The sequence below is a fragment of the Polaribacter sp. Asnod6-C07 genome, from assembly GCF_045063625.1.
Taxonomy (GTDB): Bacteria; Bacteroidota; Bacteroidia; order Flavobacteriales; family Flavobacteriaceae; genus Polaribacter; species Polaribacter vadi_A.
In genome coordinates this window covers 1,736,892-1,749,347 of record NZ_JBEFOF010000005.1, presented here as the reverse complement: position 1 = coordinate 1,749,347, position 12,456 = coordinate 1,736,892, and the positions used below count along the sequence as shown (strand labels likewise).

General features: G+C 29.2%; 12 protein-coding genes. 6 read left to right on the top strand and 6 right to left on the bottom strand.

What is annotated here, in order from left to right:
* The first annotated feature begins 29 nt into the window (after window positions 1-29).
* Genes ACJJVK_RS07405 through ACJJVK_RS07380 form a run of 6 tightly spaced genes read left to right on the top strand, consistent with a single transcriptional unit; the run spans window position 30 to window position 7,970 of the window.
* On the top strand, window positions 30-974 hold the full coding sequence (locus ACJJVK_RS07405; protein ID WP_405564710.1) for an aldo/keto reductase: 945 nt from the start codon (window positions 30-32) through the stop codon (window positions 972-974).
* A gap of 17 nt (window positions 975-991) precedes the next feature.
* Entirely contained in the window at window positions 992-2,209 is a 1,218-nt protein-coding gene (locus ACJJVK_RS07400) for an alpha/beta fold hydrolase (protein ID WP_405564708.1), read from the top strand.
* Between the two features lie 35 nt (window positions 2,210-2,244).
* Window positions 2,245-3,267, top strand: coding sequence for an XdhC family protein (locus tag ACJJVK_RS07395; RefSeq protein ID WP_405564706.1), 1,023 nt, complete (start codon window positions 2,245-2,247; stop codon window positions 3,265-3,267).
* Window positions 3,268-3,861, top strand: a complete 594-nt coding sequence (locus tag ACJJVK_RS07390; RefSeq protein WP_215993317.1) for an NTP transferase domain-containing protein — start codon at window positions 3,268-3,270, stop codon at window positions 3,859-3,861.
* A 17-nt stretch (window positions 3,862-3,878) separates the two neighbouring features.
* Window positions 3,879-7,577 (top strand): metallophosphoesterase, encoded by a 3,699-nt coding sequence (locus tag ACJJVK_RS07385; protein ID WP_405564704.1) that lies wholly within the window; start codon window positions 3,879-3,881, stop codon window positions 7,575-7,577.
* Window positions 7,578-7,580: 3 nt separating this feature from the next.
* Window positions 7,581-7,970, top strand: coding sequence for a DUF423 domain-containing protein (locus ACJJVK_RS07380; RefSeq protein WP_405564702.1), 390 nt, complete (start codon window positions 7,581-7,583; stop codon window positions 7,968-7,970).
* Here ACJJVK_RS07380 and ACJJVK_RS07375 read toward each other — a convergent pair.
* From ACJJVK_RS07375 to ACJJVK_RS07350, 6 genes are all read right to left on the bottom strand, one after another.
* Window positions 7,956-8,801 carry an SdiA-regulated domain-containing protein gene (locus ACJJVK_RS07375; RefSeq protein ID WP_405564699.1) on the bottom strand — a complete coding sequence of 282 codons (846 nt, stop codon included), beginning with the start codon at window positions 8,799-8,801 and terminating at the stop codon, window positions 7,956-7,958. The two genes, ACJJVK_RS07380 and ACJJVK_RS07375, sit on opposite strands and share 15 nt — an antisense overlap.
* A gap of 56 nt (window positions 8,802-8,857) precedes the next feature.
* Complete coding sequence (locus ACJJVK_RS07370; RefSeq protein WP_405564696.1) at window positions 8,858-9,709, bottom strand: TPM domain-containing protein; 852 nt, start codon at window positions 9,707-9,709, stop codon at window positions 8,858-8,860.
* Entirely contained in the window at window positions 9,709-10,146 is a 438-nt protein-coding gene (locus tag ACJJVK_RS07365; protein WP_405564693.1) for a TPM domain-containing protein, read from the bottom strand. Before ACJJVK_RS07365 ends, ACJJVK_RS07370 begins: the two co-directional genes overlap by 1 nt.
* 16 nt (window positions 10,147-10,162) lie before the next feature.
* On the bottom strand, window positions 10,163-10,759 hold the full coding sequence (locus tag ACJJVK_RS07360) for a LemA family protein (RefSeq protein WP_215993313.1): 597 nt from the start codon (window positions 10,757-10,759) through the stop codon (window positions 10,163-10,165).
* Window positions 10,760-10,874: 115 nt separating this feature from the next.
* Entirely contained in the window at window positions 10,875-11,204 is a 330-nt protein-coding gene (locus ACJJVK_RS07355) for a MerR family transcriptional regulator (RefSeq protein ID WP_405564690.1), read from the bottom strand.
* A 143-nt stretch (window positions 11,205-11,347) separates the two neighbouring features.
* A complete protein-coding gene (locus ACJJVK_RS07350) occupies window positions 11,348-12,310 on the bottom strand; it encodes a M23 family metallopeptidase (RefSeq protein WP_215993311.1) in 963 nt (320 codons plus the stop codon).
* Window positions 12,311-12,456 lie beyond the last annotated feature (146 nt).

Sequence of the window (12,456 nt, the reverse complement as noted above, 5' to 3'; positions counted from 1 at the left end):
ATTAAAAATTCGAAAAATTAAAAAAAAATATGAGTATAGGATTAGGAACAGCAGCTTTAGGAAGACCTCAATACATAAATATTCGTCAGAAAAATGTAGACAATTCAGATTTGGATGCCTTTAAAAAACAAAGTTTTTCTGTTTTAGAAAACGCATACAACTTAGGTATTAGATATTTTGATACAGCTCCTGGTTATGGTTTAGCAGAAGAATTATTGTTAGAATGGTTGCAAACCAAAAATGATGAAACTATTAAAGTTGCCACAAAATGGGGTTATACATATACTGCAAATTTTAATGCAAATGCAAAAGTGCATGAAGTTAAAGAGCATAGTTTGGTAAAGCTAAATGAACAATGGCAGTTTTCTGAACAACTTCTGCCCTATTTAAAAGTATATCAAATTCATTCTGCTACCTTAGAAACTGGAATTTTAGAAAACAAATCAGTTTTAGAGCAATTGGCAGTTTTAAAAAAAGAACACAATTTAAAAATAGGTTTAACTACAACAGGCACAAATCAGGTTGAAGTGATTAAGAATGCTTTAAATGTTTTGGTTGATGGTGAACAATTATTTGATGTTTATCAAGTTACTTACAATTTTTTAGACCAAAGTTTATCAGAAATTATTGATGAATTACAACTCCAAAATAAATCAATAGTAATAAAAGAAGCTTTAGCTAATGGTAGAGTTTTTAGAAATAAAAAATATCCACACTACAATAAAATGTATACAGTTTTAGAAAGCTTAGCTCACAAACACAATGTTGGTTTAGATGCTATTGCTTTAAAATATTGCAACCAAACAATTGGTAAAAGCACTGTTTTAAGTGGTGCAAGTAATTTAAATCAATTAAAAGAAAATTTAAAAACGAACTCATTTTTACTTTCTAATAATGATATTGAACAACTAAATTCTTTTAAAATTTCGCCAGAATTATATTGGCAAGAAAGAAAAGAATTACAATGGAATTAACATAAAAAGAAAACTTTATGAATACGATTAGATTAGAAATTAAGAATAGAAAAGGTTTAAAATTACAAGCATATTTAGAATTACCAGCAAATCAAAAACCGAATCATTTTGCAATTTTTGCACACTGCTTTTCTTGCAACAGTAATTTTAATGCAGTTAAAAACATTAGTCGTTCTTTATCTAATAACGGTTTTGGAGTTTTACGTTTCGATTTTACAGGTTTAGGTAGAAGTGAAGGCGAATTTGCAGAAAGTCATTTTTCTGCAAACGTAGAAGATCTCTTAGATGTTAATAATTATTTAGTAGAAAACTACCAAGCACCTGCTTTATTAGTTGGCCATTCTTTGGGTGGTGCTGCAGTTATTGTTGCTGCATCTCAATTAAATAATATAAAAGCAATTGCAACTATAGGTGCACCAGCAAACGTAAATCACGTAACACATTTATTTTCTCACTCTTTAAATGATATTGCAAAAAAAGGTGAAGTAGAAGTACAAATTGGTGGTAGGCCTTTTAAAATAAATCAAGATTTTGTAAAAGATTTTAGCAAAACAGATTTACCAAAAATTACCAAAGAACTAAGAAAACCAATTTTGGTAATGCACGCTCCTTTCGATAAAATTGTAGGTATAGAAAATGCAGAAAAAATTTATTTAAATGCTATGCACCCAAAGAGTTTTATGAGTTTAGATGACGCAGATCATTTACTATCAAATGCAAAAGACAGCATTTATGTGGGTAATATGATTGGTACTTGGGTTGATAAATATTTCCCTAAAGAAGAAAACAAAATGTTATCTACAGAAGGTGAACAATTGGTTGGTCATTTAAATTTAATTGAAGATAATTTCACAACATCTATCCAAACAAAAAAGCATACTTTAATTGCTGATGAACCTACAAGTGTAGGTGGAGACGATTTTGGACCATCTCCTTACGATTATTTAAGTGCTGGTTTAGCTGCTTGTACAGTGATGACTTTAAAATTATATGCTGAGCGTAAAAAATGGGATTTACAAGAGGTTTTTGTTTACATCACTTATTCTAAAAAACATAGCGAAGATTTAAAAATTGACTTAGAAAAGCCAACTCGTTTAGATCATTTGCAAAAAAAACTAAAATTTATTGGTAATTTAGATGATGCTCAAAAACAACGATTAAAAGAAATAGCCTCTAAATGTCCTGTACATAAAACATTAATTACACAAACTGTTATTGAAACAGAATTAATTTAAAAATTATATATTGGTGTTATATAAATAATTTTTTAATGATTCACGAACTCAAAGAAATTATCAATCAAGCTGTCATCAATCAACAAAAAGGATTGAAAAACGTGTTGGCTTCTGTTGTACATTTAGAAGGTTCATCTTACAGAAAACCAGGTGTTAGAATGCTTATTTCTGAAGATTTAAACTCTGTTGGTGCAGTTTCTGGTGGTTGTGTAGAAAAAGAAATTATTCAAAGAGCAAAATCTGTTTTTTCTGATAATAAGCCCAAAGTAATTACTTACGATGGCAGATATAAATTAGGTTGCGAAGGTATTTTATATATTTTAATTGAACCTTTTTATATTGATGATAACTTTCTAAAAACATTTACAACAACACTAGATAAACGTGAAGCCTTAAAAATTGACAGCTTTTTTCTTAAAAAGGATGAATCTTTTGGCAATTTTGGTTCTGTAGTTACTTTTTATAATCAAGAAAAATTTACATTTTCTGAATCATTCATACATCAAGAAAAAAATGAAATCGCACTTTTTTCGCAAATTTTGCAGCCAGCTTTTAAATTGATCATAATTGGTGGTGAACACGATGCTGTAAAACTGTGTAAAATTGCTGCAAATTTAGGTTGGGAAATTGATGTAATAACGTCTGCAAAAGACAGCAAATTATTGAGCGATTTTCCAGGCGCAAACTCTGTTGTTGGTAATACTCCAGAAACCATTCAGTTTTCTGATATATCAGATAACACAGCAATTGTAATTATGAATCATAGTTATGTGCAAGATTTAAAATATTTGGTAAAATTATCTGAATACAATCCCAAATACATAGGTATTTTAGGTGCACCAAAAAGAAGAGAACGTTTATTTAATGAGCTTATTGAATTTGCACCAGAAATTACTGATGAGTTTTTAGAGAACATATACACACCTGCAGGTTTACACATTGGCGCTAAAACTCCAGAAGAAATTGCGGTTTCTATTATTGCAGAAATATTATCTGTTATCAGACAAAAAGAACCTTTTTCTTTAAGGAATATCAATGGGAAAATTCATAGTTCTTAAATGAAAAATATTGCTGTTTTAGTATTAGCTGCTGGTAAATCTTCGAGAATGAAAAGTATTAAACAGCTCGAAAAAATTGGGAATCAAACCCTTTTAGAACTTACTTTAGAAAAAGCAAAACAACTACCAATAAAAAATATCTTTTGTGTTTTAGGTGCAAATGCTAATTTGATTAAATCGAAAATAAAAACAGAAAATATCAACTTTATTTTAAATAATAATTATAATGAAGGCTTAAGTTCTAGTATCGTTTCTGGCATTCATTATTTTAAAAAAAATCAATTACAATTTGATGGGGTTTTGGTTTTATTAGCAGATCAACCAGCAATAGAAATTAGTTATCTAAATACACTTATCTCTTTATTTTATGCTAATAGTTCTAAGATTATTGCTTCTAATTATGGCGATTTTTTTGGAGTACCAGCACTATTTTCATCAAAATATTATGATGATTTATTATTGATAAAAGGAGATAAAGGCGCTAAAAATTTCATCAATCAAAACACAAAAAATACACTTTCACCTAAAATAAAAGCAAATCTAGTAGATATTGATACCAAACAAGATTTAGATTCTTACAACAAGTCAATTTAAATATTTATTTTTACGCCATGAAAATATTGAAAATTTGTATTGCGCTTTTACTAATCTCATTTATACATTCTTGTGCCACTGTAAAAATGCAAGTTACAGAAGGTCAAAAATTTAACATAAAGAAAAAAGATGCAAAGCTACTTCATTCATTTTATCTTGTTGGTGATGCTGGTAATTCTGAATTCAATAAAAGAGATTCTGCTTTATCTTATTTAAATCAGGTAATTGAAGAGGCAAATAAAAATTCTACTTTAATTTTTTTAGGAGATAATGTTTATCCTAAAGGAATTCCATCTAAAGGAAAAAAACTACACGAACTTTCTAAATACAGACTAAAAGTACAAACAGATATTGGAAAAAAATTTCCTGGAAAAACTTTATTTATTCCTGGAAACCATGATTGGTACAGTGGCTTAAAAGGGTTAAAAAGACAAGAAAAACTAGTTGAAGATGCTTTAGGTAAAAATACTTTTTTACCAGAAAATGGATGTCCTTTAGAAAAAATCGAGGTAAATGACGACATAAATATTATAGTTATAGACTCTCATTGGTATGTTACAAACTGGGACAATCACCCAGGAATTAACGATGAATGCCAAATTAAAACTCGCGAAAAATTCTTTGAAGAGTTAGAAGGAATGATTAAAAAATCGCAAGGAAAAACGACACTTTTAGCCATACATCATCCTGTATTTACAAATGGTCCTCATGGAGGTTATTACTCTTTTAAAAGCCATATGAAACCTTTACCAATTTTTGGTAGTGCCTTAAATATTTTAAGAAAAACATCTGGAGTTACAAATACAGATCAACAAAATGATAAATACAATGAACTTAGAAAACGTATTATTAGTTTAGCACAGCAAAACGAAAAAATAATTCTTGTTTCTGGTCATGAGCATAACTTACAATATATTGTGCAAGACAACATACCGCAAATAGTTAGTGGTTCTGGCTCTAAAGTTACAGCTACAAAAAATGTAAACGGAGGTTTATTTTCTTATGGCACACAAGGTTTTGCAAGGTTAGATATATATACAGATGGTTCTTCTACAGTGCACTATTATACTGCAAAAGATCGTAAAATTGTTTATGAAGCTAATGTATTCGAAGCTGATAGTATTATTAAGTTTGATGCTTTCCCAAATGCAGAATTATCAGAAAAAGAAGCCTCTATTTATACAGATAAAGAAACTACAAAAAGTGGTGTTTATAATTTACTTTGGGGTAAGAGATACAGAAAGTTTTTTGGTCAAAAAATAAATGCGCCAACAGTAAGTTTAGATACTTTATATGGTGGTTTAAAACCTATTAGAAGAGGTGGAGGACATCAATCTAAATCTTTACGATTAGAAGATAAAGAAGGTAAAGAATATGTAATGCGAGCTTTAAGAAAAAATGCTGTACAGTATTTACAAGCGGTTGCTTTTAAAGATCAATATGTAGAGGGTCAGTTTAAAAAGACATATACAGAAAGCTTGTTGTTAGACGTTTTTACAGGCTCACATCCTTATGCTCCATTTACCATTGCTCAATTAGCAGATGCAATTAATATTTATCATACAAACCCTATATTATATTATGTGCCTAAGCAAGAAACTTTGGGAGAATTCAATACAGATTATGGTGATGAATTGTATATGATTGAAGCCAGAACTGCAGATGGTCATGGAGATAAAGAAAACTTTGGTTATTCTGATGAAATTATTAGTACAGATGATTTAAGAAAAAACCTTAAAAAGGATGAAAAATATACTTTAGATGAAGAAGCTTATATAAGAGCTCGATTATTTGATATGTTAATAGGAGATTGGGACAGACACCAAGACCAATGGAGATGGGCAGAATTTAAAGAAAATGATAAGATTATTTACAGACCTGTACCAAGAGATCGAGATCAGGCTTTTTCTGTTTTTGCAGACGGAATTCTTTTAAACGTATTCACCAAATTAATACCAACTTTAAGAGGTATGCGTTCTTACGAAGAGGATATAAAAAGTACAAAATGGTTTAATTTATCTGGTCATCCTTTAGATATGACTTTAATTTCTGCTTCTGATAAAAAAGTTTGGGATAAACAGGTTAGCTTCATTCAAAATCAAATAACAGATGAAATTATAGAGAGTGCTTTTTCTAATTTCCCTACAGAAGTTAGAGGTAAAACTATAAATGAAATTAAGAGAAAACTAAAAGGAAGAAGAGAAAATCTTCAAAAGATTTCTGATAATTATTTTTATTATTTAAATGAATTTCAAATAATTACAGGAACAAATAAAGATGATAGATTCGAGATAGAACGTTTTGTTAATGGTGATACAAAAATTACAGCCTACAGAATAAAAGATGGTAAAAAAGGAACTATTATTCATAATAGACGCTATAAATATGACATTACCAAAGAAATCTGGATTTATGGTTTAGATGATGATGATGAATTTTTATTAACAGGTGCCAATGGTAAAAAAAGTATTAAAATAAAAATTATTGGTGGTTTAAATAATGATGTTTACGACATTAGAAAACAACATGATGTTAAGGTATATGATTATAAATCCAAGAAAAATACATTTATAACAAAAAACATACATAAAAAAATTACAGACGATTATAAGACCAATACCTACGATTACAAAAAACTAAAACATAAACAGAGTAAAATCTCACCTGCAATTGGTTACAACCCAGATGATGGAGTAAAAGTTGGTTTAAAATATCTTTTTTTGGTAAATTCTTTTGAGAGAAACCCATTTACAAGACAACACGTAATTTCTGCGAACTATTATTTTGCCACTAATGGTTTTGAGTTAGGATACTCTTCAGAAATTGCAAATATTTTTGATAGATGGAACCTTGGTTTTGAAGCAAAGTTTAACAGCCCTAATTATTCATCTAACTTTTTTGGTTATGGTAACAATTCTTTAAATCCAGAAGCAAATAAAGATGATGAAGACAGAGATTATAATAGAGTTAAAATTGGTCAAATTCAATTAGGTACGTTTATAAAAATAAGAGGAGATTTAGGTGCTGCTTTAAAAATAGGATTAAACTACCAAAGCTTCGATATTGAAAGAACTGAAGGTAGATTTTTAGAAGCAAATTACGCTATAGATAATAGAATATTTAAAGAACAAAACTTTTTAAATACAGAAGCAAGTTATAACTACAAACACTCAGATAATCCTGCTTTTACGACATTAGGTATGGAATTCGACACTAAGTTTGGCTATACTAGAAATTTAGATGAAAAAAGAAGTTTTGCTTACAATAATACTTCTTTGGCAATTACACATAAACTGATACCTAATGGTCGATTAGTATTAGCTTCTAAAGTAAAAGGGCAATTTACTTTTGGTAATAATTTCGAGTTTTACCAAGCTGCAACAATTGGAGGTAATGATGGTTTACGTGCTTATAGAAATGAACGTTTTACAGGTAAAAATGCATTTTATCATACTACAGATGTACGTTTAAATTTAAGAAGTGTTAAAACAAGTTTATTACCAATGAATATTGGTGTTTTTGGTGGCTTTGATTATGGTAAAGTTTGGAACACACCAGATAATTTAACGATACTTATTACAGAAAATGGAACACCAAATACTTCTTATGGAGGTGGAATATTTTTTAACGCTGCTAACATATTTGTAGGTAATATAGGCGCTTTTAATGGAGATGATGGAATGCGTATTGCATTTAAAGTAGGTTTTGATTTTTAAAATATGAGTCAATTAGCATTAATTTCTGGTAGTATTTTTGGGTGTTTAGCAATCATTTTTGGTGCATTTGGCGCACATTTATTAAAGAAAACACTAAGTACAGAACAACTACAAAGTTTTGAAACTGGCGTAAAATACCAAATGTATCATGCAATAGTTTTACTTATGTTAGGCTTTAATTTAGATGATACTTTAATCATAGATAATTACATAGTTAATGCATTTATAATTGGTGTAATTCTGTTTTCTTTCTCTATTTACGGACTCGTTATTTCGTCAGCAAAAAATAAGAAACTAAAGTTTTTAGGACCAATTACGCCTTTAGGAGGCTTGTTTTTAGCAGCAGGTTGGGCTTTATTATTGTATAAATATGTAGTTTTATTCGAATTTTAATTGATATAAATTACCACCTTCTCCACCCGATTTTTCATCAGTAATCAATAAAGTAGTATTATCTTTAAAACAGATTCCTTCTTTTTGGGTTTCGTGGGTTAATTCAATTTCTTTTACATTACCAGACAAAAAATTATCGCCTTTAAAATCTGTAAAAATTAGAATATTTTTTTGTGATAACAGTACCACTTTTTTGCCATCGTCAGAAATATCTGCAGAGGTAATCCAAGAGTCTGTTTTTTTACCATTATCGAATTTGCCAATTAACGTTGCTTTATGTTTTCCTTTTTCTGCAGGAATTCTATACAAAGAAGTTTTTCCGTATTTTTTCTTTGTTCTACTTTTTGTAAAAATATAAAAGTGATTATTGTGGTAAAAAAAAGATTCTGAATCAAAGAATAAATTTTTCTTTTTCGGTGGAAATTTATTCTGATCTTCATACTCAAATTCAATCTTTTCTACCTCAGCATTTTTTTTATTTAAATACTTTTTATCAACTTTTAAAATTCTTAAATTCTTTCTTTTGCTGTTATTATTTCCGAAATCACCAATGTATAAGTTACCTTTTTTATCCGCAGTTAAATCTTCCCAATCGTGGTTTTTCGTTTTAACATAAATCTCTTTTAGAATTTTACCTTCTTCAGAAACAGCAAACAATTTGGGTTGATTTCCAGAATCATTCAGCATCCAAATTAAATCAGAACCTTTTATGGTCTCTGTTCCAGAAACTTCATCTAAAACTTTTGGTAAACCAGCAATCATTTCTAATTGTCCAAAATTCTGACAACTATAAAAAAATAACAAACAGAATGATATAATAAGCTTTTTCATTAACATAAAATTTTGGGTATTAATTTTCTTTACTTTAGAAAGTAAAAAATAGGTTTTTACCAGCCTCCAGAAGCACCTCCACCTCCAAAAGAGCCACCTCCAAATCCGCCACCAAAGCCACCTCCACCAAAAGAGCCTCCACCAGAAGAACCACCAAAACCACCTCCAAAGCTTCCTCCTCCTCTACCAGCGTTGCTTAAAATAATGGTATCTAAAATTGAGCCTGCTACAGAACCTCTTCTATAACCTCTTCCTCCACCTCTATTATTTTTATTTCCTCTAGAAATTAGAATAAAAAAGATGATTATAACAATTACAAAAATGATAACTCCAGGATCAAACCCTTCTGACTCTTGTTGTCGAGTTCCTTTAAATTCGCCATTTAAAGTTCTAAAAATATAATCAGATCCTTTATTTAAACCTGCATAAAAATCGCCTTTTCTAAACTCAGGAATTATAACTCTATCTATAATTCTTTTCGATTGAAAATCTGTCATTAAATGCTCTACTCCTCTACCATTTTGAATAGCAATTTTTTTATCGTCTTTGGCTAATAAAACAAGAATTCCATTATCTTTTTCCTCATCTCCAATTCCCCATTTTTCTCCCCAATTTGCAGCTAAATAGTTTATATTTTCTCCTTCTGTAGATGCTATTATGGCAATTACAATTTGGGTTGATGTTGTGTCTGAATAACGAACTAATTTATTTTCTAAGTTCTTTTTTTGGTTTGAAGAAAGTAGGTTAACATAATCGTAAACACTAGTTTGAAACTTAGGTGTTTCAGGGATTTCAAATCCTTGAGAAAAGGTATTTAATGAAAAAACAAAAGCGGTTACAAACAACAACTTTTTACACATATCTGCCCACTGAAAACTATCTTTAAAAAACTGTTTACGAATCATCATTATCCTTTAGAAATTTCATTAGAAAGTTCGTTTTCATCATCTATTTGCCAAGGAAAATGCGTTTTTAATTCTTCACCAGCTTTTAAAACACCATCAACAATACCTTGTTTAAAATTGGCGTTTTTAAAATGATTTTGCATTACATCTTTGGTAGAATTCCAGAAGTCTTTAGGCACAACTTTATTAATGCCTTTATCACCATAAACCACAAACTTTTTATCGTTTACAGCAACGTAAATCAGCACAGCATTTTCATCTTTTGTATTGTTCATTTTTAAAAGATGAAAAACTTCTAAAGAGCGTTCGTAATGATCTTTATCTGCTGTAGCTTCTATATGTACACGAATTTCACCAGAAGTATTTTTCTCTGCAATTCGAATAGCTTCAATAATTTCTTGCTCTTCTTCTTTGGTTAAAAAAGCTTCTACTTTAGACATTTATGTGATTTAAAAATTAAAATTCGAAATTTACATCAACTGCATTTTCAGAACCTGGGTTAGATTTATATCTAGCCATTTCATCAAAATTAAACCAACCAGCAAATATTGAATTTGGAAAAATTTTAATGTGTTTGTTGTATTTATTTACATCTTCGTTAAAACGATCTCTAGCAACATTTATTCTGTTTTCTGTACCTTCTAACTGACTTTGTAATTCTAAGAAATTTGCATTTGCTTTTAAATCTGGGTAACGTTCTACAGAAACTAATAATTTAGATAATGCACCTGTTAAACCAGATTGTGCTTGTTGAAATTGTGCTAATTTATCTGGTGTTAAATCTCCTGCATTAATGTTTACAGAAGTTGCTTTTGCTCTTGCATTAATTACTTCTGTCAGTGTACTTTTTTCAAAATCTGCAGCTCCTTGAACCGTTTTTACTAAGTTACCAATTAAATCGTTTCTACGTTGGTAAGCACTTTCTACATTAGACCATTCTGTTTTTGCATCTTCTTGTAAAACAACTGCATCATTATTAAATCCTTTTGCTCTGCTGTATCCATAAAAAGCTAAAACTGCTATAATTATTACTGGAATTAACCATTTTTTCATAATTTCTAAATTTTAATTGATTGATTTTTTGTGTTACAATATTATCGATTATTCTTTAGAATCTAAAAAATAACAGACGTTTTCCTACGGATTAGACACAACAAATAAACATTTGTTACAACTGATTTTTAATTTTAATCAATTCTGCTTTTACGCTTTCTAATCTGCTAATAATTTCGTGATTATTATAAATACCTTCCGGATTTTTTTTAAGCTTTTGCTTTGCGCCTTCTAGAGTAAAACCTCTTTCTTTTACTAAATTAAATATTAGCTTAAAATTTTTGATGTCCTCTTGAGTAAAAAGTCGATTGCCTTTGGCGTTTTTTTTAGGTTTAATAATAGCAAACTCTTTTTCCCAAAAACGAATTAAGGAAGCATTTACACCAAATGCTTTGGCAACTTCGCCGATTTTATAATAACGTTTTTCGGGTAAATCTATGTGCATTTTTCAATTTTCAGTTTTTCAAAGTTAAAAAAGACTTTTAGAAGCTTAGGTAAACAATAGATTCTTTTTTCAGGTTTTTTAATCCAAATCCAATCTATCATCTTTAGTTTTTTCTTGTTTCTTATCTCTAAAACTAAAAAACACTAATCATAAGATTGACTTTCTTCTGATGTTCTTTGTAAAGTAGCAAATTCTTCTAAAGACAAATCTCCGTAATAAAAATTTATAGGGTTTACAGCTCTATCATTTTTATGTACTTCGTAATGTAAATGTGGTGCCACAGATAAACCTGTATTACCAATATAACCTATTAAGTCTCCTCTTTTTACTTCTTGGCGTCTTTTAACTACCATTTTACTTAAATGAGCATAAATGGTTTTGTAACCATAACCATGGTCTATATAAATTACTTTACCAAACGTACTACTTCTTTGTGCTCTATGTATTTTACCATCTCCAGAAGCATAAACTGGTGTACCTTTTGGTGCTGTAAAATCCATCCCTTTATGAAACTTATTTATTTTTAAAATAGGATGCATTCTCATTTTATAACCAGAAGCCACATAAAAATCTCCTTTTTTTACAGGAATAATTGCAGGAATTGCAGCTAACATTTCTTTCTTTTCTTTGGCAAGTTCTACAATTTCGTCTAAAGATTTAGATTGCACCACCATTTGTTTCGATAAAATATCTACTTCTTTTGTTAGTTTGGTAATTAAATCAGAATTATCAAAACCTTCTAAGTTTTTATATCTATTTACACCACCAAAACCAGCTTTACGCTGTTCTTCTGGTATTGGGTTTGCCTCAAAATAACTTCTGTAAATATTATTATCTCTTTCTTGTAATTGAGATAATATAGAAGAACTCTCTTCTAATCTTTTTTCAATAAGTTCGTAATGCAATTTTAAATTTTCTAACTCTCTTTTTTGAGCTCGTTCAGAGGGCGACATTAAAATTTGACTAAAACCGATAAAACCAAAAAATGCAATTAAAACTACTCCTAAAAAACTAAATATTACTTTACGATACTTATCACTCTTTTTTACAGCAATTTTTCTGTAAGAAAGAGTATTCTCATCATAATAATATTTTACTTTTGCCATATTCTTAAATATACTATTTTTGTGTTTTTTGTAACGTTATATTTAAATAACCTTACTTAAAGAACAAACAAATTTACAAAATGTTTTACAACTGCTTATTTTATAGCAGTTTTTTAAAAATAAATTAACAAAATCCAACTTGTTGG

Bases quoted from the DNA above. Each gene is read 5' to 3' on its own strand.
- ACJJVK_RS07405 (WP_405564710.1), top strand. From the start codon at position 30: ATGAGTATAGGATTAGGAACAGCAGCTTTAGGAAGACCTCAATACATA.
- ACJJVK_RS07400 (WP_405564708.1), top strand. From the start codon at position 992: ATGAATACGATTAGATTAGAAATTAAGAATAGAAAAGGTTTAAAATTA.
- ACJJVK_RS07380 (WP_405564702.1), top strand. From the start codon at position 7,581: ATGAGTCAATTAGCATTAATTTCTGGTAGTATTTTTGGGTGTTTAGCA.
- ACJJVK_RS07375 (WP_405564699.1), bottom strand. From the start codon at position 8,801: ATGAAAAAGCTTATTATATCATTCTGTTTGTTATTTTTTTATAGTTGT.
- ACJJVK_RS07360 (WP_215993313.1), bottom strand. From the start codon at position 10,759: ATGAAAAAATGGTTAATTCCAGTAATAATTATAGCAGTTTTAGCTTTT.
- ACJJVK_RS07370 (WP_405564696.1), bottom strand. From the start codon at position 9,709: ATGATGATTCGTAAACAGTTTTTTAAAGATAGTTTTCAGTGGGCAGAT.
- ACJJVK_RS07350 (WP_215993311.1), bottom strand. From the start codon at position 12,310: ATGGCAAAAGTAAAATATTATTATGATGAGAATACTCTTTCTTACAGA.
- ACJJVK_RS07385 (WP_405564704.1), top strand. From the start codon at position 3,879: ATGAAAATATTGAAAATTTGTATTGCGCTTTTACTAATCTCATTTATA.
- ACJJVK_RS07365 (WP_405564693.1), bottom strand. From the start codon at position 10,146: ATGTCTAAAGTAGAAGCTTTTTTAACCAAAGAAGAAGAGCAAGAAATT.
- ACJJVK_RS07355 (WP_405564690.1), bottom strand. From the start codon at position 11,204: ATGCACATAGATTTACCCGAAAAACGTTATTATAAAATCGGCGAAGTT.
- ACJJVK_RS07395 (WP_405564706.1), top strand. From the start codon at position 2,245: ATGATTCACGAACTCAAAGAAATTATCAATCAAGCTGTCATCAATCAA.
- ACJJVK_RS07390 (WP_215993317.1), top strand. From the start codon at position 3,268: ATGAAAAATATTGCTGTTTTAGTATTAGCTGCTGGTAAATCTTCGAGA.